Raw genomic sequence first — 19518 nt, forward strand, 5'->3', positions numbered from 1 at the left:
GTCAGGCGGGCTTCATAGCCTCTGACACGGCCGCATAGACGACGTGGCGCCTGAGCTGCGGATGGCTTTCGGGGACCCGCGGATGGTCGAAGTCCATCTGCGGGCAGCGGCTCATGCCGATGCGCTCCATGACACCGGTGGAGCGGTGGTTGGCCGCCACCGCAAAGGCGAGCACGGCGGCCATGCGCTTTTCCACAAAAGCAAAGTCGAGCAGCGCGCGGGCCGCCTCCGTGACGTAGCCGTGGCCCCAGAAGCGGGTGGCAAGACGCCAGCCGATCTCCACCGTCTCGACCGGGAAGATGTCCGGCAGGTTCGCCAGCGACAGGCCGCAGAAGCCGATCGGCTCTGCCGTCGCCTTCAGCTCCAGCGCATAGAAACCTAAGCCGGTATCCTCGATCGAGCCGTTAACCTTGTCGAGGAGGGCGTCCGCCTCCTCGTGACTGCGGCGGAAGGCGAAGAATTCCATCACCTTGGCATCGGCGTTGATCTCGCGGAAGAGGTTGCGGTCCGTCTCGATCCAGCTGCGGACCAGCAGGCGGTCCGTCTCCAGGATGATCGCGGGCCGGCCGGCGAGGTTCATGGGGTGACGAAGTCCGATTTGCGGTAGCCCTGGAGGTAGAGGAGGGCGGTCAGGTCGCCGTGGTCGATCCGCACGCGGGCCTCGGCCGCCACCGCGGGCTTGGCATGCAGGGCAACACCCGTGCCGGCGAGCTTGATCATGCCAAGATCGTTGGCGCCATCGCCGACGGCAATCACGTCGTCCGAGGCGATGCCGAGTTTTGCGCAGATGTCGACGACCGCATCGACCTTGGCCTGCTTGCCGAGGATGGGTTCGGCGACCTCGCCGGTGAGGATGCCGTCATCGGCCTGGAGAATGTTGGCGCGGTTCTCGTCGAAGCCGAGACGGGCGGCGATCGGATCGGTGAAGACGGTGAAGCCGCCGGAGACGAGGGCGGTGTAGAAGCCCTTCGCCCGCATCGTGGCCACCAGCTCGGGGCCGCCGGAGGTGAGCGTGATGCGCTTTGCGATCACGTCGTCGACCACGGACAGCGGCAGGCCCTTGAGGAGTGCGACGCGCTCGCGAAGGGCGGGCTCGAAGGCGATCTCGCCGTTCATGGCACGGGCGGTGATGGTCGCCACCCGGTCCTTGAGGCCGACGACGTCGGCGAGTTCGTCGATGCATTCCTGGCCGATCATGGTGGAATCCATGTCGGCGATCAGGAATTTCTTGCGACGGGTGTCGGCGTCCTGGATGACGAGATCGACGGGCAGGCCGAGGGTGGCGGCGCGCAATGCGACCTCCGCCGCGGTGAGGTCGGCGCCGTCGCGCAGCACGATATCGCAGGCGATGCCATCGGCCAGCCAGTAGAGACCGCTCGCCTCGACGGCCGCCGCGGCGGCTTCTCCGACCGACGACGCGAGGACAGGGTTTGACGGATGGGCGATGAGCGTGGCAACGAAAGCCATATGAGCGACCTTGCAAAACAATATGATGCGATCCTGATAACGGGACCGACCGCCAGCGGCAAGTCGGCACTGGCGCTGCGGCTTGCGCGGGAGAGCCGCGGCGCCGTGATCAACGCCGACAGCATGCAGGTCTACGACACGCTGCGGGTACTGACGGCGCGTCCCTCTGACGAGGAGATGGCGGGCGTGCCGCATCATCTCTACGGCACGGTGGCGGCGACCCGGGCTTATTCGACGGGGGAATGGCTGCGCGACGTGGCGGCACTTCTGCCGCGCCTGCAGGCGGAGGGGCGGCTGCCGATCTTCGTGGGCGGAACCGGGCTCTACTTCAAGGCTCTCACCGGCGGGTTGTCCGACATGCCGGAGATCCCCGCCGACGTCCGCCTTCGGCTGCGCGCGCGCCTGAAGGACGAGGGACCGGAGGCATTGCACCAGGAGCTTTCAGGTCGCGACCGGGCCATGGCGGCGATGCTGGAGCCGATGGACGGGCAGAGGATCATCCGGGCGCTGGAGGTGCTGGAGGTGACCGGGAAATCCATCGCGGACTTCCAGGAGAAGCGCGGCCCCATGATCGTCGATCCGGAGCGCGCCCTGAAAATCGTGGTGCTGCCGGACCGGGCCGTCCTGCGGGAGCGGATCGACAGGCGGTTCGGAGAGATGTTCGAAGCGGGTGCCGTGGACGAGGTCACGGCGCTGCTGGCGCTGCATCCGGATCCGGACGTGCCGGCGATGCGGGCGATCGGCGTGGCGCAGATCGCCGACATGCTGGAAGACAGGATGAGCGCGCAGGAGGTCGTTGAACGGTCCTCGGCGCTCACCCGCCAATATGCCAAGCGGCAGATGACGTGGTTTCGCAACCAGATGAACGAGAGCTGGAAGAGGATCGACCCTGCCGATCCTCAGTCCTTGTCGTAAAGGCCGCCGAGCGGCTTCCTCAGGAGGCTGTCGCGCAGCGACCCCTCGCGCCGCGGGGGCTGGGGCGGCCGCGGGCCGCTCTCGCCGCCAAACGGCCTGTAGCCGCTCTGCGTCCGGTCCGGAAGCTCCTCGCCGGGCAGGCTTGCGGCCGGACGATCGAACCGCGGAGCCGGACGTGGAAGAGGGGCTGGCGTCCGCGCCTGCGGCAGCATGTCGGGCCGATAGGGTTCCGGGCTTGCTCCCGTCTCCGAAGGCGGGCGACGGCGCTCCTGGGCGCTGTTGACCGTCTGCGCCCAGCGGTCCAGATCGGTGCCATCGGAGGACGCTGCCGGCGCTGGCGGCGGCACGGTGTCCGGGCAATCCTCGCTGTCGTCGTAGCGGTCGAAACTCTGCTTGAAGGCCTGGATGTCGGGTCCGTTTACGGAGCGCATGCGCGCCACCACGGTGCGCAGGTCGACCGTGTCGGGGGTGTCTTCCGTTCCCTTGTTGGCCACGCCGTTGGCTTTCGGCACATATTTCTGCTCGACGCGGGCAAAGCGCATGCGCATGGGCACGGAGATCGCCTCGCCGAAGGCGATCGCTTCGCCGTTGCCGATCGAGGAGAGGAAGCTGGTCGTCGAGATCGACGAATTGGGGATCGCCGAGCGGATGATGTCCTGATCCCGATCGTTGGAGAGACGCATGGCGAAGATGGTCGAGCACTGTGAGAGGATCGTCTGGTCGAGCTCTCCCGGACGCTGCGTGATCACCCCGAGCGACACGCCGTACTTGCGGCCTTCCTTGGCAATGCGGGCGATCGCCTGGCGGGTCGGGAAGAAGCCGCGTTCCGGATCGGCCGGGACATAGCGGTGTGCTTCCTCGCAGACGACCAGCATGTGGATCGCGCCATTGCTCCAGAGCGCCAGCTCGAAGGCCATGCGGCACAGGATGGAGGCGACCGAATTGACGACTTCGGACGGAATTCCCGCCAGCTGGAAGGTGGATATCGGCCTGTCTCCGCCGGGAATGCGGAAGATATGCGCGATCGCCTCCATGATCGTATCCTGGATCGTGTTGTTGGAGAACATGAAGTGATAGCGCGGATCGTTGATCGCCGAGATCACGCGCATCTTCAGCGTTCGCAGGAGAGGTTTTTCGCCGCGTCCCTCGAGGCGGCCGATGCGCTCGTCGATCAGCGCCAGCAGGTCGGCCATGCGATAGGGAACCGGCGTGTCGGCGGTGATCGAGCTCTTTTCGGTGGCACGGCGCATCAGGGCGGAATCGCCGCCGCGGAAGGCGCGCTTGGCTTCGGGGATGAGGTCCCGGAGAATGTCGAGCTCTTCGGCGATCGGCGGGCGGCCACGGAAGAGGACTTCCGCGAATTCCTCAAGCTTCATCAGCCAGAAGGGCAGGTCGAGCGTGTCGGTATCGATGACGACGGCATGCTCGGGAAAGGCTGCCGCAAATTCGTTGTGCGGATCGAGAATCAGGACCCGAAGCTTCGGATCGGATTCGATCGCCTTGTGCAGCAGCAGCGACACGGCCGTCGACTTGCCGACGCCGGTGGAGCCGACGATGGCGAAATGCTTCGACAGCATGGACGGAATATGGATTGCCGCGTCGATCGTCTCGTCCTGCGTCAGCTTGCCGATGACGCAGGTATCATCCTTGCCGGTGTCGTAGATGCGCAAGAGATCGGAGGCGCGGATGCGGTGGGCGACGGCGCCGAGATAGGGATAGCGCGAGATGCCGCCGGAAAACTCTTCGCGGCCATCCTCGCCGACGCGGACCTCTCCCAGAAGCTCCGCTTCGATCTGGAAGCTGTTGTCTTCGCCTTCGCCCCAGGTCTTCTTTTCCGTGCTCATCGAATAGGCCAGAGCCACGACCCGGTTGCGGCCGACGTTGATGGAGATGAGCCTGCCGACGGACCAGAGTTCGGTGAGGTCGGTTTCGCCGAGTTCGGCAGTCGCGGCGATCGTGGCATGGGCGCCATTGCAAGCAACGACGCGTCCCAGCATTCGGTTGCCGGCACTCTGGGAGTTGCGGCGATCATGTTCCCCAGCGGATACGGAACGGTGCAAATCGTTGTTGAGCAAAACGTCTCCCGATCATTGGGTGACGGAATGGTATGTGGGCCAACCGCCGGCATGCAGATTTAATCGGCAACTTAATTCACCTGGCTTAACAAGTAGTTTAGCAAAAGCTGAGACTCGACGGCCGCCGCCGGGCAACCCGGGCGTAATTTTTAGTGCGTCTCGCGTTGACGCACAGCAATTATCTGTCTAACACTTGCCACCATGAACATTGCAAACGCACTTATCGTGGTGGGAACGCGCATGGGCAGGATGGATTGACCATCCGGCGTTAGCCACCCATGCGCGGAAAGACAGGCTCCTCAAGGGGCCTTTTTTTATGCCCGAAGCACAGCAAGACCATCCAGCAGACAGCAGCAAATGGACCAGGACATGACGGATAGCAACAATCAGATGACCGGCGCGGAGATCGTTCTGAGGGCGCTGAAAGACAATGGCGTGGAGCATATCTTCGGCTATCCCGGCGGGGCGGTGCTCCCGATCTACGACGAGATCTTCCAGCAGGACGACATCCAGCACATCCTCGTGCGCCACGAGCAGGGTGCGGGCCATGCGGCCGAGGGCTATGCCCGCTCCACCGGCAAGGTCGGCGTCATGCTGGTCACCTCCGGTCCGGGCGCCACGAATGCGGTGACGCCGCTGCAGGATGCGCTGATGGATTCGATCCCGCTGGTGTGTCTGACCGGCCAGGTGCCGACGACGCTGATCGGTTCGGACGCCTTCCAGGAGTGCGATACCGTCGGCATCACGCGCCCCTGCACCAAGCACAACTGGCTGGTCAAGGACGTCAATGATCTGGCGGCCGTCATCCATGAGGCCTTCCGGATCGCCCAGGCCGGCCGTCCGGGCCCAGTCGTCGTCGACATCCCGAAGGACGTCCAGTTCGCGACCGGCACCTATACGCCGCCGGGCGAGACGCCGGCCAACAGCAGCTACAAGCCGAAGCTGCAGGGCGACCTCACGGCCATCCAGGCGGCCGTCGAGCTGATGGCCGGCGCGCGCCGTCCGATTCTCTACACCGGCGGCGGTGTCATCAATTCGGGTCCGGAAGCCACCCGCCTGCTGCGCGAACTGGTCGAACTGACGGATTTTCCCGTCACCTCGACGCTGATGGGGCTGGGCGCCTATCCGGCATCGGGCAAGAACTGGCTCGGAATGCTTGGCATGCACGGATCGTACGAGGCCAACATGGCCATGCATGACTGCGACGTCATGGTCTGCATCGGCGCACGCTTCGACGACCGCATCACCGGGCGACTGAACGCGTTCTCGCCGAACTCGCGCAAGATCCACATCGACATCGACCCGTCGTCGATCAACAAGAACGTCCGCGTCGACGTGCCGATCCTCGGCGATGTCGGCCGGGTGCTGGAGGACATGGTTCGCCTGTGGCGGGCACTGCCCAAGAAGCCGGAAAAGAGCCAGACCCAGGACTGGCACGAGGGCATCGCCCGCTGGCGCGGCCGCAACTCGTTCGCCTACAAGATGTCGAACGACGTCATCATGCCGCAATACGCCATCCAGCGGCTCTACGAGCTGTCGAAGGGCAGGGACACCTATATCACCACGGAAGTCGGCCAGCACCAGATGTGGGCAGCCCAGTTCTTCGGTTTCGAGGAGCCGCACCACTGGATGACCTCGGGCGGTCTCGGCACGATGGGCTACGGCCTGCCGGCGGCGATCGGCGTGCAGGTCGCGCATCCGGATGCGCTGGTCATCGACATCGCCGGCGACGCCTCGATCCAGATGTGCATCCAGGAAATGTCCTGCGCCATCCAGCATAACCTGCCGGTCAAGATCTTCATCCTCAACAACCAGTACATGGGCATGGTGCGCCAGTGGCAGCAGCTCCTGCACGGCAACCGGCTGTCGAACTCCTACACCGAGGCGATGCCGGACTTCGTCAAGCTGGCGGAAGCCTATGGCGCCATCGGCATGTATTGCGACGACCCGAAGGAGCTGGACGGAAAGATCGAGGAGATGATCGCGGTCAAGAAGCCGGTGATCTTCGACTGCCGCGTCGCCAACCTCGCCAACTGCTTCCCGATGATCCCGTCGGGCAAGGCGCACAACGAGATGCTGCTGCCGGACGAGGCCACAGACGACGCGGTCGCCAATGCCATCGATGCCAAGGGACGGCAGCTCGTTTGAGCGCTGTCTTCTAAAGCGATTTCTCATAGAATGGACGCAAGATCATGAATGCGCATCAACAACCGACCGGATCCGCCTATTTCATCGCGCCGGAGACCGCCAAGGCGGAGAACCACACGCTCTCCGTCCTCGTCAGCAACGAGCCGGGCGTGCTGGCCCGCGTCATCGGCCTGTTTTCCGGCCGCGGCTACAACATCGAGAGCCTGACGGTCTCTGAGACGGAGCATGAGGCTCATCTGTCGCGGATCACCATCGTGACGCGCGGAACGCCGGCGGTGCTGGAGCAGATCAAGGCGCAGCTGGAGCGCATCGTGCCGGTGCACCGGGTGGTCGACCTGACGGTTCGGGCCCAGAGCCTCGGCCAGGAGCGGCCGATCGAACGGGAGGTGGCGCTCATCAAGGTGGTCGGATCGGGCGAACACCGCGCCGAGACGCTGCGCCTTGCCGATGCCTTCCACGCCAAGGTGGTGGACGCGACGGTGGAGCATTTCATCCTCGAAATGACAGGCAAGTCGTCGAAGATCGACCAGTTCGTGGCCATCCTGAAGCCGCTCGGACTGATCGAGATCTGCCGCACCGGCATTGCCGCGATGAACCGCGGGCCCCAGGGGATGTGATCAGAGCATGGCGAGCGGCGTCTTCTTTGCCGGCGGCGGGAAGGCGGCGTCGAGCGCCTGCAGATCCTCCTCCGTCAGCTCCAGGCGCGCCGCCTCGCAGTTTTCCGCGACCCGGCTGGTGTTGGCGGATTTCGGGATGGCGATGACGCCCTCCCGCTCCAGCAGGAAGGCCAGGGCCACCTGCGCCGGGGTTGCCTGATAGGCCTTGGCGATTCTCGCCAGCGCCTCGCTGTGGATCAGCCGTCCCTGTTCGATCGGCGAATAGGCCATGACGGCGATGCCGCGCTCCTGGCACCAGGGCAGCAGATCGTATTCGACGCCGCGCCGCGAGAGATTGTAGAGCACCTGGTTGACGGTGCAGTTCTCGCCGCCCGGCACATCCATGAGCTCTTCCATGTCGTCTACGTCGAAATTGGAGACGCCCCAGGCGCCGATTTTCCCCTGACTGCGGAGTTCCTCGAGGGCGCCCACGGTTTCGGCGAGGGGATGTTCGCCGCGCCAGTGGAGGAGGTAGAGATCGAGCCGGTCGGTGCGCAGGCGCTCGAGGCTCCGCTCGCAGGCGGCGATGGTGCCCTCGTGGCTGGCATTCCACGGATAGACCTTGCTGACGAGGAAGACCTCGTCGCGGCGGCCGTCGATCGCCTCGCCGACAATCTCCTCGGCGCCGCCCTCGGCATACATCTCCGCGGTGTCCACAAGCGTCAGGCCGAGATCCAGGCCCGCCTGGAGCGCCGCGACTTCCTGGGCCGCCTGCGCCGGGTCCTCGCCCATGTGCCAGGTGCCGAGGCCGAGCGCCGGGACGGTTGCGCCGGAAGACAGGGTGACGGTGGGCAGGGTGTCGTCGATCATGATGGGGTCGCTCCTTCTCGATAAGCCATAGATAAGGCGTACCGCTCTGCTGCCAAGCCCGCTTGAAGCGGCTTGCGAATGCGCCTAAACCCACTGCAGGCGATCCGCTGAACGAGATGGCCGCACCACCTGGGACCCCTTGGCGTCTGGAGAAGTCATGCCGCTGGAAACCTTTCTGGCCCTGGTCCTGTTCGCCTTCACGACCTCGATCACACCAGGCCCCAACAACATGATGCTGTTCGCATCGGGCGTGAACTTCGGTTTCCGCCGGACCATTCCGCACATGCTCGGCATCGGCGTCGGTTTCTTTTCGCTGCTGATCGGCGTGGGACTGGGGCTCGGCGCGCTGATGCAGGCGGTGCCGGTCGCCTATACGGTGCTGAAATTTGCCGGCGGCGCCTATCTGCTCTTCATCGCCTGGAAGATCGGCACCTCGCGTAGCCTGTCGGAAGGCAAGGCCGGCGCCAAGCCGATGACGTTCCTGGGGGCTGCCGCCTTCCAGTGGGTCAACCCAAAGGCCTGGGTGATGGCGGTGACGGCGATGGCGACCTATACCAATCCAGCCTCCTATGTGCCGACGGTGCTGCTGGTCGGCTTCGCTTTCGCGCTCGTCAACGTGCCGAGTGTTTCCTCCTGGGCCGGCTTCGGCTCTGCCCTGCGCGAGTGGCTGTCGGTGCCGGTGCGGCTGAAATGGTTCAACATCACCATGGCAGTCCTGCTCGTCATCAGCCTGTGGCCGATGCTGAAGTAAAGGAAGAACCGATGGACGACCACCACCACGACGCCCACGACGATCATCATCATCACCACGACAACCGCTACAGCGACATGCAGGCGCGGGTGCGGGCGCTCGAAACCGTCCTGATGGAGAAGGGGCTGGTCGATCCGGCTGCCATCGATGCCATCGTCGAGACCTATGAGACGAAGGTCGGGCCGCGCAACGGCGCCCGCGTGGTGGCGAAGGCCTGGAGCGATCCGGATTTTGCCGAGTGGCTGCAACGGGATGCGACGGCGGCGATCGCGAGCCTCGGCTTCACCGGCCGGCAGGGCGAGCACATGCGCGCGGTCTTCAATACGGCGGAGACCCACAACCTCGTCGTCTGCACGCTCTGCTCCTGCTATCCCTGGTCCGTGCTCGGGCTGCCGCCCGTCTGGTACAAGGCGCCGGCCTATCGCTCGCGCGCCGTCATCGATCCGCGCGGCGTGCTGGCGGAATTCGGCGTCACGCTGGCGCCGGAGCAGAAGATCCGGGTGTGGGATTCGACGGCGGAACTTCGCTATCTCGTGGTGCCGCAGCGACCCTCCGGGACGGACGGGATGGGCGAAGCCGAACTGGCGGATCTCGTGACGCGCGATTCGATGATCGGCACGGGGCTCGCCTTGGCGCCGGAGGGTGCGCGATGAACGGCCCGCACGATCTCGGCGGCCAGATGGGTTTCGGGCCAGTGGCGCCGGAGCCGCATGAGCCTTATTTCCACGCAGAATGGGAGAAGCGGGCGCTTGGGCTGACGCTGTCCTGCGGTGCCTTCGGCGCCTGGACCATCGACGAGAGCCGGCATGCGCGGGAAACCATTCCGCCGGCCAATTATCTTTCCGCGAGCTACTACGAGATCTGGATCCGGGCGCTGGAGGTGCTGCTGGAGCGGCACGGGTTCGCGGGCCAGGACGAGATCGAGGCGGGGCGGATGCTGCGGCCGCCGGCGACGCCGAAGCGGGTGCTGACCGCGGATATGGTGGCGGGCGTGCTGGCACGCGGCGGGCCCTGCGATCGGCCCGTCGAGACGGCGCCGCGCTTTGCCGTCGGCGACCGCGTGCGGACGAAGAACTTCAATCCGGAGACGCACACGCGGCTGCCGCGCTATGCGCGGGCCAAGGCGGGCGTGATAGAGGCGGTGCAGGGCTCCTTCGTCTTTGCTGACGACAATGCCCATGGCCGCGGCGAGCATCCGCAATGGCTCTATACTGTCGTCTTCGACGGGGACGAGATCTGGGGCGAGGGCGCCGATGCGACGCTGACGGTCTCGATCGATGCCTGGGAGAGCTATCTTGAGCGCCGGTGAGACCGGATCGCCACTCGCCCGGTCGCTGGGATTGCCGATGTCCTCGGAGGGAGATCCGGTGTTTCCGGAGCCCTGGGCGGCGGAAGCCTTTGCGATGACGGTGCATCTGCATGCGCGGGGCGTCTTCTCCTGGACGGAATGGGCCGCGGCATTGTCCGCCGAAGTGCATCGACCGGGCCGGGCCGAGGACGGCAGCGACTATTTCGACTGCTGGGTGGAGGCGCTTTCAGCGCTGCTTGCGGCCAAGGGCATTGCCGATGCCGAACAGATCCTCGGCCTGCAGCGCAGCTGGCAGCGGGCGGCGGAGGCGACGCCGCACGCGCAGCCGATCGAGCTGGCGAACGATCCGGAGCGCTGACCACGGTTTGCCGGCCCTTTTGATCCTCTTTCGTTCTTTTCGGTTGCGGTGAGCTCCAGAATCCTGCCATGTCGCAGCCATGCAATTTGCACCGCAACAGGACGAGGCTCTCAAAGCCGTTTCGCGCTGGCTGAAGGAAGGCCGCAGCCCGGTCTTTCGGCTGTTCGGCTATGCCGGTACCGGCAAGACGACGCTGGCCAAGCATTTTGCCGAGAACGTCGACGGCGAGGTGCTGTTTGCCGCCTTCACCGGCAAGGCGGCGCAGGTGCTGCGATCGCGCGGTGCCAAGAACGCCCGCACAATTCATTCGCTGATCTACCGGCCGCGCGGGGAGGAAGAGGTGTCCGACGAGGAGACCGGCAAGACCTCCGTGTCGCCGATGTTCTCCATCAACCGGCAGAGCCCGCTCGCCAAGGCGCCGCTGATCGTCATCGACGAATGCTCGATGGTGGACGAGCAGCTCGGTCGCGACCTGATGAGCTTCGGAACGCCGATCCTCGTGCTCGGCGATCCGGGGCAGCTGCCGCCCGTGTCCGGCGGCGGCTTCTTCACCGAGCAGGAGCCCGACTACCTGCTGACCGACATCCATCGCCAGGCCCGCGACAATCCGATCATCCAGCTGGCGATGAACGTGCGCGAAGGCAAGGAGATCATGCACGGCGACTATGGCACCGCCCAGGTGATCTCCCGCGGCGACGTCAGCCAGGAGCTGGTGCTGGAGGCCGACCAGGTGCTGGTCGGCACCAACAAGACCCGCAAGCGCTACAACCAGCGGCTCCGAGAGCTTAAAGGTTTTGCGACCGAATACCCGCAGTCCGGTGACAAGCTGGTGTGCCTGCGCAACGACCAGGTGAAGGGTCTGCTGAACGGCTCGCTGTGGCAGGTGATGAGTTCGTCCAAGGAGACAGTGAAGCCGGGGATCAACCTGATGATCCGGCCGGAAGACGACGACATGGATCGCGGCGCTGCCAAGATCAAGCTGCTCAAGGCGTCCTTCGAGAACGTCGAGGGGGAGATCCCGTGGTCGACGCGCAAGCGCTACGACGAGTTCGACTACGGCTATGCGCTGACCGTCCACAAGGCGCAGGGTTCGCAGTGGAACAATGTCGTGCTGTTTGACGAGAGCTGGGCATTTCGCGATACCCGCGAGCGCTGGCTCTATACGGCGATCACCCGGGCGGCCGAGACGATCACCATCGTCCGCTAAGGCCTTCGGTGGCGGTTCATCAAAAGTTTCAATGGCCGGATCTGCGAAAGCCATTGGTCATCTGCGGCGGCTTGGCATAAGCAGGAAGCGCATCTTCTGAAGTGGATTTCGCCATGCCCACGACGCTTTCGGTCAACATCAATGCCATCGCCATGCTGCGCAATCGCCGCGACCTGCCGTGGCCGAGCCTCGAGCATCTGGGGCGCATTGCGCTGCGGGCGGGCGCCAGCGGCCTGACCGTGCATCCGCGGCCGGACCAGCGGCACATCCGATTCTCCGACCTGCCCGTGATCCGGGCGCTGATCGACGACGAGTTTCCGCAGGCCGAGTTCAACATCGAGGGCTATCCGAGCGAGGATTTTCTGGCGCTCTGCGAACGGACGCAGCCGGAGCAGGTGACGCTGGTGCCGGACGATCCGAGCCAGGCCACTTCCGACCATGGATTTGATTTCAGGGCTCATGGCGAGATGCTGAAGCCGATCGTGGCGCGGCTGAAGGCGGGCGGCATGCGTGTCTCGCTGTTTGCCGATGGCGATGGCGATGTGGAGGCGGTCAAGCTTGCAAAGGCGACAGGTGCCGATCGCATCGAACTCTATACCGGCCCCTATGGCGGCTGCTACGACGCGCCGGAACGGGCGGCAGAGATGGTCGAAAAGCTCGGCCAGACGGCAGATGCGGCGCGCGCCGAAGGGATGGGCGTCAATGCCGGACATGATCTGACCGTCGCCAACCTGCCGCTTCTGGTCAAGCGGATTCCGGATCTTGCGGAAGTCTCGATCGGTCACGGGCTGACGGCGGACGCGCTGGAGTTCGGCATGGCGGAAACCGTGCGCCGCTTCCGTCGCGCCTGCGGCCAGACGGTCTAGGTGCCGGTCTAGGGGGTCGAAAGCTTAGCTTCGGAGAGATCGAGCTCCCAGGTCTGGCCGACGCATTCCGGCCCGAACATGGCATGTCTCTCCTCGGAGACAAGCTTGAAGCCGGCGGTCTCATAGATGCGGATGGCAGCCGTCAGCATGTCGTTCGTCCAGAGCGAGAGCCGGGCATAGCCGGCCGAGATCGAAAAGCGGATGCATTCCTCCACCAGCGTGCGGCCGAGGCCAAGCCCGCGCACCTGCGGGTCGAGATAGAGCAGGCGCAGCTTTGCGGTGTCTCCGCCGCCGTCGGCGACCAGCACGGAGCCCACCCGCTTGCCGCCCTGTTCGGCGATCCAGCTTCGTTCGCGCTGCGGGTTGAAGTCGGCGATGAACTTGCCGGCGACCTGTGCGATCAATGCCTCGAACTTCTCGTTCAGCCCGTATTCGCGGGCATAGGCCGTCGCCTGGCTTTCGATGAGCCAGCCCATGTCGCCGATCCGGTAGGGGCGCAGGATCACGGGGGCGGGGCTCGCCGGTTGCGACGAAGAGTCGAGGATCGCCCGGATCGTACGCATAGCCTCGATCAGCCTGCCGCGGTCGCCCTCGTTGACGCCTGCAAGATCACCGGCGATCTGCTGGCGGGAGCGCTGTCCCAGCATGTCGCAGACCTCCTGTCCCTTCGCGGTGACACGCAGGATCTGGCTGCGCTTGTCGGACGGATCGGACGTGCTGTCGATGAAGCCGGCCTCGCGGAACTTCTTCACGATCCGGCTAAGGTAGGCGGGATCGAGCCCGAGATCGCGGTTGAGTTCGCTGGCCGAGACCGACTGCCGGGCACCCATCTCGTAGAGGATGCGCCCTTCCGTCAGCGTATAGGGGGTCTCGAGATAGCCCTTGTCGAGCAGGCCAAGCTTGTTGGTGTAGAAGCGGTTGAAGGCGCGGATGGTATCCGCGGTCGTATCGTCGAGCATGGATGGAGCCTCCGTTCGTCGACTCCATCCAATAAAATATTGACTGAGTCAAGTATCAGGCGGCGACGCGGTCCGCGGCGGTCTCTGCCAGCGCGAACTCGACTGCGGCGCAGGCATGGACGGCAGTGGAATCGATGCCTGGCAGCGGCAGGTCTTGCGGGTCCAGCAGAAGGCAGATCTCGGTGCAGCCGAGGATGATGCTGTCGGCGCCCTGGCGTTTGGCCGCCTCGATCATGGCAATGGCGCGCTCGCGGGAGCCGGGCCGGACGACGCCGGCGCAGAGTTCGTCGAAGATGATGTCGTGCATGGCGCCGCGGTCATCGGCTTCCGGGACCATCACCTCGATGCCGGCCTCGCGCATGCGCTCGGCATAGAAGCCATGCTCCATCGTATAGCGGGTGGCGAGCAGGAGCGGGCGCTTCAGGCCCTTGGCGGCCAGCGCCTTGGCGGTTTCGTCGATGATGTGGATCAGCGGCACGTCGATTCCGCCGGCCACCTCTGGCGCGACCAGATGCATGGTGTTGGTGCAGATCAGCACGCAGTCGGCGCCGGCCTCCCGCAGGCGGCGGGCGCTGGTCGTCAGGGCTTCGGCCGCGAGATCCCAGCGACCGGCCTTCTGGAGGGCGACGATCTCGGCAAAATTCACCGAATGCAGGAGTACGTCCGCGGAGGCGAGACCTCCGATGCGTTTACGTACCATCTCGTTGATCATGCGGTAGTAGACCGCCGTGCTCTCAAAGCTCATGCCGCCGATCAGGCCAATCGTCTTCATCTCTGGTCTCCCTCTGGTGAGTGGCAGGATGATAGGGCGCGTCAGGCGGTGGAAGTGTGCGATGTCGGCGGCGATTAGCGCGCCCGTTGCATTCTGATTGCGCGCATCGCAGGAATGCTGCACGTTGTGTGCAGACACTGGGAGACAATCGATGCTGGACGAGCGTGATCGACGAATCCTCGAACTGCTGCAGAAGGATGCCGCCATTCCGGTGGCGGAGGTGGCCGACCAGGTGTCGCTCTCGGCCTCGGCCTGTTCGCGGCGCATTCAGCGGCTTGAGGAGGCCGGCTATATCCAGCGGCGCATCGCCGTTCTCGACCGGGAGCGCATCGGCGTGCCGACGACGGTGTTTGCGCTGATCAAGACGGCGCATCATTCCGACGACTGGATCGAAAATTTCCGGCGGGCGATCAGCGACATCGGTGAAATCGTCGAGGCGCACCGGCTGACCGGCAGCTACGACTATATCCTGAAGGTGGTGCTGCCGCGGGTCGAGCACTACGACGTCGTCTATCGCCGCCTCGTCAAGCGCATCGAACTCTTCGACGTCTCGGCCTTCATCTCCATGGAGGTGCTGAAGAGCGGCCAGACGCTGCCGGTGGATTATGCCGTGTGAGGATGCGGGCGCCACGAACGGCGCCCGCCGGGAAGATCAGGCGAGCACCGCGCGATGCTCTTCGAAGAACGCCCTCAGCGACTGTGGCGTGGCACCCGTCAGTGCCTGGAAATCGTTGGTGACAAGGTCGAAATTGCCGGCACGGATGTTGGCGTCCGCCGAGACCAGCATCGCGACCACGAAGCCGGGCAGACCCGCGGCCGTCATCCCTTCTGCCAATTGTTCGTCGGAGACAGGAACGACCTGCAGCGGCTTGCCGGCAACGGCGGATACAATCGCGGCAATCTCGGAGGCAGTAAAACTCTCCGGACCGGTGAGAGTGAGCGTTGCATTGCCTGCAGGCGGCTTTGCGAGGGCTGCAGCGGCGGCGCGGGCGCAGTCGTCGCGGGAGATATTGGACACGCGTCCGTCGCCCATGGCCGTGTACCAGCTGCCGGCCTGCAGGTTGTGCGGCATGGCCATCAGATGGTTGTCCGCATACCAGGCGTTGCGCAGGATCGTGTAGGGGAGGCCGCTCGCCTTGATGGCCTGCTCGGTGCCGAGATGATCCGGAGCAAAGGTCACCAGCGAGCGGTCGGGGTTCGGCATGGAGGTGTAGACGACGTGGCCGACGCCGGCTGCAACCGCAGCCTCGATTGCGTTGCGATGCTGCTTGAGGCGTTTTCCGGGCGTCGCCAGTTCGTCCGTCGAGACGATAAGGAGGCGGTCGATGCCGGTGAAAGCCTGCACCAGCCCGTCCCTGTCGTCGAAATCGGCCTTGCGGGTCTCGACGCCGAGCTCGGAGAATTCTGCCAGTTTTGATGGGTCCCGGCTTCCGGCGACAATGTCGGACGGCGCGATCTTCTGTGTCTCCAGCAGGTGTCGGAGAGTGGCTCGGCCAAGATGGCCGCTGGCGCCGGTAACGAACAGACGGGTCATGCGTGGGCTCCATTCAGGGGTCGGTGACGATGTCAGTCTCAAAAATAGACCAGCACTATAAAGGGAATTGATCTTCGGCTGTAAAGGAGGCAGTTTTCGGGGAGATCGTTACCTTGAGGGAACCACCTGCCATGGACCAAGCCGTCCGCTCAGCCGTAAAGGCTGCGACCGCCGACTGCGATCGCAGCGCCTGGGATGCGGGCAACTGCCCCGTGCGCGATGTGATGAACCGGATTTCCGGAAAATGGTCGACGCTGCTTCTGGAGGCGCTGGCCGAAAAGCCGCATCGGTTCGGTGAGCTCAGGCGTCTCGTGCCGGACATCTCGCAGCGCATGCTGACGCAGACGCTGCGCGATCTGCAGCGGGACGGCTATATCGAGCGGGAAGTGTTTCCGACCAAGCCGCCGAGCGTCGAGTACCGGATGACGCCGCTGGGGCGCTCGCTGTTCGAGCCGCTGTCCAAGGTGCTGGCGTGGGCGGCGGAGAACCATGATGCGGTTCGCGCAGCGAGGCGCTCCTTCGACGACGCGGGCCTTGCCTGAATTGAAAAAGGGCGGCAGATGCTGCCGCCCTCTGGAAGGTGTCACCAGGGTGCCGGATCAGGCGGCCAGCGAGGCCATGTCGATGACGAAGCGGTAGCGGACGTCGCTCTTCAGGACGCGCTCATAGGCTTCATTGATCTCCTGGATACCAATCGTCTCGATCTCGGAGACGATGTCGTGCTTGCCGCAGAAATCCAGCATTTGCTGGGTTTCCTTGATGGAGCCGATCATCGAGCCGGAGAGGCTGCGGCGGCCGGGGATCAGCGAGAAGGCGTGGACGGGAATGGCATCTTCCGGCGCGCCGACGATGACCATGGAGCCATCGACCTTCAGGAGGCCGAGATAGGCGTTCCAATCGATGGCAACGCCGACGGTGCAGATGATCAGGTCGAACGTCCCGGCGAGCTTGGTGAAGGTTTCAGCATCGCTCGTCGCATAGTAGTGATCGGCGCCGAGCTTCAGGCCATCTTCCTTCTTGGAGAGCGAATGGCTGAGCACGGTGACGTCGGCGCCCATGGCATGAGCGATCTTGACGCCCATGTGGCCGAGGCCGCCCATGCCGAGGATCGCGACCTTCTTGCCGGGGCCGGCGTTCCAGTGGCGAAGCGGCGAATAGAGCGTGATGCCGGCGCAGAGCAGCGGCGCGGTCGCATCGAGCGGCAGGTTGTCCGGGATCGACAGGACGTAGCCTTCCTTGACGACGATGTGGTCGGAATAGCCGCCCTGCGTGGCGGTCTTCCCGTCGGCTTCGACGCTGTTGTAGGTCTGCACCAGACCCGGCATGTACTGCTCGTTGTCGAGGTCGCGGCTGGCGCAGCCGACGCAGCTATCGACGAAGCAGCCGACGCCGACCTTGTCGCCGACCTTGAACTTGGTGACGTCCGAACCGACGGCGGTCACGACGCCGACGATCTCATGGCCGGGGACGATCGGATAGACGGCGTTCTTCCATTCGTTGCGGACGGTGTGGATGTCGGAATGGCAGACGCCGCAATACTGGATCGAGATCGCCACGTCGTCGGCGTTCGGCTCGCGCCGTTCGAAGGTAAAGGGTGCCAGCGGTTTCGACGCGTCAGTGGCGGCATAGCCTCGTGCAAGTGCCATGGGACAGCTCCGTTCTTTGATGGTTGGGAAGGGCGGTGAGACAACGCTTATGCACCGGAAGAGTTGCCGGGCGGTAGTTCGATGCAACTTGGTTCTTGCACGATCCTCCGAGATTGCGAGCGCGGGTGCGCAGCCGGCGGATGCCGGCCGCATCGCGCTGATCCCGTTCGGGATCGTGGCGCAAGAATCCGCTTGACGGCGGACACCGGGTTCAGCATAACAGCATCAAGAACCGTACCGTACGGTACCTTTGTTGGAGTGGTTGCCTTGATCGCTGACGCGAGCCAGATGCCGGAGTTTACACCGCGACAGAACGAGGTTCTGGAGCAGGCGCTTCGCCTGCTGGTGGAAGGCGGCGACAGGGCGCTGACGACGTCGGGACTGGCACGGGCGGCCAACTGCTCGAAGGAAAGCCTCTACAAGTGGTTCGGCGACCGGGACGGGCTGCTGGCGGCGATGATCGCGCATCAGGCCAGCAAGGTGCGCACGCTGGAACGGAGCAAGGAGCGCCTGACGGCGGAAAACCTGCGCGAGCATCTGGAGACTTTCGCGCGCGACCTGATCGAGGTTCTTTCGGGCGACATCTCGCTGGCGCTGAACCGTCTGGCGATCGGGCAGTCGAGCCGCGACGGGTCGAAGCTCGGCAAGCTTCTGGTGGAGCACGGCCGTCGGCAGATCGACCGGCGTGCGGTCGCGCTGATGGATACGGCAAAGCGCGCGGGCCTCTTGCGCTTCGACGATGCGGATGCCGCCTATCACACGCTTTACGGCCTTGCCGTCTCCGACCTGCATGTCCGCATGCTGCTCGGAGAGCCGGGGCTGAAAGACACGGCGCGCCAGGCGGAGAGGGCGGTGTCCGCCTTTCTCGCGCTCTACGGCGTGCGACAGGAATCGGGGGAGGCGCTGCGCCTCTCTTCGGGACGTTAAAGACCAGCAACAGCAAAAACGCATAGGGAAGGACCAAACGATGCGCGTATATTATGATCGCGATGCCGATCTCAACCTGATCAAGTCCAAGAAGGTCGCCATCATCGGCTACGGCTCCCAGGGGCGCGCGCATGCGCTGAACCTGAAGGATTCCGGAGCACAGAACGTGGCGATCGCGCTGAAGGCGGGCTCGCCGACGGCCAAGAAGGCCGAAGCCGACGGCTTCAAGGTGATGACCGTTGCCGAAGCGGCCGGCTGGGCCGACCTGATGATGATGGCGACCCCCGACGAACTGCAGGCCGACATCTACAAGTCCGAGATCGCTCCGAACATCCGCGACGGCGTGGCGATTGCCTTCGCCCACGGCCTCAACATCCACTTCGGCCTGATCGAGCCGAAGGCCTCCGTCGACATCGTCATGATCGCGCCGAAGGGCCCGGGCCACACGGTTCGCGGCGAATACCAGAAGGGTGGCGGCGTGCCGTGCCTGGTTGCCGTTCACCAGAACGCCTCTGGCAACGCGCTTGAGCTCGCGCTCTCCTACGCCTGCGGCGTCGGCGGCGGCCGTTCGGGCATCATCGAGACCAATTTCCGCGAAGAATGCGAAACCGACCTGTTCGGCGAGCAGGTCGTCCTCTGCGGCGGTCTGGTCGAGCTGATCCGTGCTGGCTTCGAAACGCTGGTCGAGGCCGGCTATGCGCCGGAAATGGCCTATTTCGAGTGCCTGCACGAAGTGAAGCTGATCGTCGACCTGATCTATGAAGGCGGCATCGCCAACATGAACTACTCGATCTCCAACACGGCGGAATGGGGCGAATATGTTTCCGGTCCCCGCATCATCACGGCGGAAACCAAGGCCGAGATGAAGCGCGTGCTCACCGACATCCAGACCGGCAAGTTCACCTCTGACTGGATGCAGGAATACCGTGCCGGTGGCGCCCGCTTCAAGGGCATCCGCCGCATGAACGACGCCCACCAGATCGAGGAAGTCGGCGCAAAGCTGCGCGGCATGATGCCCTGGATCGGCAAGAACAAGCTGGTCGACAAGTCGGTCAACTAACAACTACAAATAGACATGGTTGCGCCGCGTTTTCCTGATGGAAGACGCGGCGTTCGCT

Annotated in this window: 21 protein-coding genes; 13 read left to right on the plus strand and 8 right to left on the minus strand. The window is 64.6% G+C overall.

All coding sequences use genetic code 11. The annotated features are described in order from the left end of the window. Position 1: 1 nt before the first annotated feature. Both EO99_RS0112010 and serB read right to left on the minus strand, forming a co-directional pair. On the minus strand, positions 2-580 hold the full coding sequence (locus tag EO99_RS0112010) for a GNAT family N-acetyltransferase (protein ID WP_029618887.1): 579 nt from the start codon (positions 578-580) through the stop codon (positions 2-4). After that, positions 577-1467, minus strand: coding sequence for a phosphoserine phosphatase SerB (gene serB / locus EO99_RS0112015; protein WP_029618888.1), 891 nt, complete (start codon positions 1465-1467; stop codon positions 577-579). Before serB ends, EO99_RS0112010 begins: the two co-directional genes overlap by 4 nt. On the opposite strand from serB, the gene miaA reads away from it, so the two are divergent. Then, positions 1468-2382 (plus strand): tRNA (adenosine(37)-N6)-dimethylallyltransferase MiaA, encoded by a 915-nt coding sequence (gene miaA, locus EO99_RS0112020; protein ID WP_029618889.1) that lies wholly within the window; start codon positions 1468-1470, stop codon positions 2380-2382. Here the strand turns inward: miaA and EO99_RS0112025 are convergent. Next, positions 2367-4457 carry an ATP-binding protein gene (locus EO99_RS0112025; RefSeq protein WP_029618890.1) on the minus strand — a complete coding sequence of 697 codons (2091 nt, stop codon included), beginning with the start codon at positions 4455-4457 and terminating at the stop codon, positions 2367-2369. The genes miaA and EO99_RS0112025 overlap by 16 nt on opposite strands. A gap of 369 nt (positions 4458-4826) precedes the next feature. On the opposite strand from EO99_RS0112025, the gene EO99_RS0112030 reads away from it, so the two are divergent. Then, positions 4827-6605 (plus strand): acetolactate synthase 3 large subunit, encoded by a 1779-nt coding sequence (locus tag EO99_RS0112030; protein ID WP_173425146.1) that lies wholly within the window; start codon positions 4827-4829, stop codon positions 6603-6605. Positions 6606-6649: 44 nt separating this feature from the next. Then, the gene (ilvN, locus tag EO99_RS0112035) at positions 6650-7222 is read left to right on the plus strand and encodes an acetolactate synthase small subunit (protein ID WP_029618892.1); all 573 of its coding nucleotides are present in this window, start codon (positions 6650-6652) and stop codon (positions 7220-7222) included. Here ilvN and EO99_RS0112040 read toward each other — a convergent pair whose 3' ends face one another. After that, a complete protein-coding gene (locus EO99_RS0112040; protein WP_029618893.1) occupies positions 7223-8071 on the minus strand; it encodes an aldo/keto reductase in 849 nt (282 codons plus the stop codon). Between the two features lie 157 nt (positions 8072-8228). Between EO99_RS0112040 and EO99_RS0112045 the strand changes: the two genes are divergently transcribed. The 6 genes from EO99_RS0112045 (at position 8229) to EO99_RS0112070 (ending at position 12562) form a co-directional block, all read left to right on the plus strand. After that, complete coding sequence (locus tag EO99_RS0112045) at positions 8229-8822, plus strand: LysE family translocator (RefSeq protein ID WP_029618894.1); 594 nt, start codon at positions 8229-8231, stop codon at positions 8820-8822. 11 nt (positions 8823-8833) lie between these two features. Continuing rightward, positions 8834-9475, plus strand: coding sequence for a nitrile hydratase subunit alpha (gene nthA, locus EO99_RS0112050; protein ID WP_029618895.1), 642 nt, complete (start codon positions 8834-8836; stop codon positions 9473-9475). Further along, positions 9472-10131 (plus strand): nitrile hydratase subunit beta, encoded by a 660-nt coding sequence (nthB, locus tag EO99_RS0112055; protein WP_029618896.1) that lies wholly within the window; start codon positions 9472-9474, stop codon positions 10129-10131. The genes nthA and nthB overlap by 4 nt, the downstream gene beginning before the upstream one ends. Continuing rightward, positions 10118-10489, plus strand: coding sequence for a nitrile hydratase accessory protein (locus tag EO99_RS0112060; protein WP_029618897.1), 372 nt, complete (start codon positions 10118-10120; stop codon positions 10487-10489). Before nthB ends, EO99_RS0112060 begins: the two co-directional genes overlap by 14 nt. A 79-nt stretch (positions 10490-10568) precedes the next feature. Beyond that, complete coding sequence (locus tag EO99_RS0112065; RefSeq protein WP_029618898.1) at positions 10569-11696, plus strand: ATP-dependent DNA helicase; 1128 nt, start codon at positions 10569-10571, stop codon at positions 11694-11696. 113 nt (positions 11697-11809) lie between these two features. Further along, positions 11810-12562, plus strand: a complete 753-nt coding sequence (locus EO99_RS0112070; RefSeq protein WP_029618899.1) for a pyridoxine 5'-phosphate synthase — start codon at positions 11810-11812, stop codon at positions 12560-12562. Between the two features lie 8 nt (positions 12563-12570). Here EO99_RS0112070 and EO99_RS0112075 read toward each other — a convergent pair whose 3' ends face one another. Continuing rightward, a complete protein-coding gene (locus EO99_RS0112075) occupies positions 12571-13521 on the minus strand; it encodes a bifunctional helix-turn-helix transcriptional regulator/GNAT family N-acetyltransferase (protein ID WP_029618900.1) in 951 nt (316 codons plus the stop codon). 55 nt (positions 13522-13576) lie between these two features. Continuing rightward, positions 13577-14293: an aspartate/glutamate racemase family protein gene (locus EO99_RS0112080; protein ID WP_029618901.1), complete on the minus strand. Its 717-nt coding sequence runs from the start codon at positions 14291-14293 to the stop codon at positions 13577-13579. A gap of 151 nt (positions 14294-14444) precedes the next feature. Here EO99_RS0112080 and EO99_RS0112085 point away from each other — a divergent pair, with 151 nt between their 5' ends. Next, positions 14445-14909: an Lrp/AsnC family transcriptional regulator gene (locus EO99_RS0112085; protein WP_029618902.1), complete on the plus strand. Its 465-nt coding sequence runs from the start codon at positions 14445-14447 to the stop codon at positions 14907-14909. 36 nt (positions 14910-14945) lie between these two features. Here EO99_RS0112085 and EO99_RS0112090 read toward each other — a convergent pair whose 3' ends face one another. Then, on the minus strand, positions 14946-15827 hold the full coding sequence (locus EO99_RS0112090; RefSeq protein ID WP_029618903.1) for an SDR family oxidoreductase: 882 nt from the start codon (positions 15825-15827) through the stop codon (positions 14946-14948). Between the two features lie 131 nt (positions 15828-15958). On the opposite strand from EO99_RS0112090, the gene EO99_RS0112095 reads away from it, so the two are divergent. After that, a complete protein-coding gene (locus EO99_RS0112095) occupies positions 15959-16369 on the plus strand; it encodes a winged helix-turn-helix transcriptional regulator (RefSeq protein WP_029618904.1) in 411 nt (136 codons plus the stop codon). A 57-nt stretch (positions 16370-16426) separates the two neighbouring features. On the opposite strand, the gene EO99_RS0112100 is transcribed toward EO99_RS0112095, so the two are convergent. Next, positions 16427-17473 (minus strand): NAD(P)-dependent alcohol dehydrogenase, encoded by a 1047-nt coding sequence (locus tag EO99_RS0112100; protein WP_029618905.1) that lies wholly within the window; start codon positions 17471-17473, stop codon positions 16427-16429. A 288-nt stretch (positions 17474-17761) separates the two neighbouring features. Between EO99_RS0112100 and EO99_RS0112110 the strand changes: the two genes are divergently transcribed. After that, on the plus strand, positions 17762-18400 hold the full coding sequence (locus tag EO99_RS0112110; RefSeq protein ID WP_051679823.1) for a TetR/AcrR family transcriptional regulator C-terminal domain-containing protein: 639 nt from the start codon (positions 17762-17764) through the stop codon (positions 18398-18400). A gap of 40 nt (positions 18401-18440) precedes the next feature. Further along, positions 18441-19460, plus strand: coding sequence for a ketol-acid reductoisomerase (gene ilvC / locus EO99_RS0112115; RefSeq protein WP_029618907.1), 1020 nt, complete (start codon positions 18441-18443; stop codon positions 19458-19460). The last annotated feature ends 58 nt before the right edge of the window (positions 19461-19518 follow it).

The organism is Pseudorhizobium marinum (assembly GCF_000705355.1).
In the GTDB taxonomy this organism is placed as follows: domain Bacteria; phylum Pseudomonadota; class Alphaproteobacteria; order Rhizobiales; family Rhizobiaceae; genus Neorhizobium; species Neorhizobium pelagicum.

Bases quoted from the DNA above. Each gene is read 5' to 3' on its own strand.
- EO99_RS0112065 (WP_029618898.1), top strand. From the start codon at position 10,569: ATGCAATTTGCACCGCAACAGGACGAGGCTCTCAAAGCCGTTTCGCGC.
- nthB (WP_029618896.1), top strand. From the start codon at position 9,472: ATGAACGGCCCGCACGATCTCGGCGGCCAGATGGGTTTCGGGCCAGTG.
- EO99_RS0112090 (WP_029618903.1), bottom strand. From the start codon at position 15,827: ATGACCCGTCTGTTCGTTACCGGCGCCAGCGGCCATCTTGGCCGAGCC.
- EO99_RS0112030 (WP_173425146.1), top strand. From the start codon at position 4,827: ATGACGGATAGCAACAATCAGATGACCGGCGCGGAGATCGTTCTGAGG.
- EO99_RS0112085 (WP_029618902.1), top strand. From the start codon at position 14,445: ATGCTGGACGAGCGTGATCGACGAATCCTCGAACTGCTGCAGAAGGAT.
- EO99_RS0112110 (WP_051679823.1), top strand. From the start codon at position 17,762: ATGCCGGAGTTTACACCGCGACAGAACGAGGTTCTGGAGCAGGCGCTT.
- nthA (WP_029618895.1), top strand. From the start codon at position 8,834: ATGGACGACCACCACCACGACGCCCACGACGATCATCATCATCACCAC.
- EO99_RS0112040 (WP_029618893.1), bottom strand. From the start codon at position 8,071: ATGATCGACGACACCCTGCCCACCGTCACCCTGTCTTCCGGCGCAACC.
- EO99_RS0112010 (WP_029618887.1), bottom strand. From the start codon at position 580: ATGAACCTCGCCGGCCGGCCCGCGATCATCCTGGAGACGGACCGCCTG.
- serB (WP_029618888.1), bottom strand. From the start codon at position 1,467: ATGGCTTTCGTTGCCACGCTCATCGCCCATCCGTCAAACCCTGTCCTC.
- EO99_RS0112095 (WP_029618904.1), top strand. From the start codon at position 15,959: ATGGACCAAGCCGTCCGCTCAGCCGTAAAGGCTGCGACCGCCGACTGC.
- EO99_RS0112070 (WP_029618899.1), top strand. From the start codon at position 11,810: ATGCCCACGACGCTTTCGGTCAACATCAATGCCATCGCCATGCTGCGC.
- ilvC (WP_029618907.1), top strand. From the start codon at position 18,441: ATGCGCGTATATTATGATCGCGATGCCGATCTCAACCTGATCAAGTCC.
- EO99_RS0112075 (WP_029618900.1), bottom strand. From the start codon at position 13,521: ATGCTCGACGATACGACCGCGGATACCATCCGCGCCTTCAACCGCTTC.
- ilvN (WP_029618892.1), top strand. From the start codon at position 6,650: ATGAATGCGCATCAACAACCGACCGGATCCGCCTATTTCATCGCGCCG.
- miaA (WP_029618889.1), top strand. From the start codon at position 1,468: ATGAGCGACCTTGCAAAACAATATGATGCGATCCTGATAACGGGACCG.
- EO99_RS0112080 (WP_029618901.1), bottom strand. From the start codon at position 14,293: ATGAAGACGATTGGCCTGATCGGCGGCATGAGCTTTGAGAGCACGGCG.
- EO99_RS0112045 (WP_029618894.1), top strand. From the start codon at position 8,229: ATGCCGCTGGAAACCTTTCTGGCCCTGGTCCTGTTCGCCTTCACGACC.
- EO99_RS0112100 (WP_029618905.1), bottom strand. From the start codon at position 17,473: ATGGCACTTGCACGAGGCTATGCCGCCACTGACGCGTCGAAACCGCTG.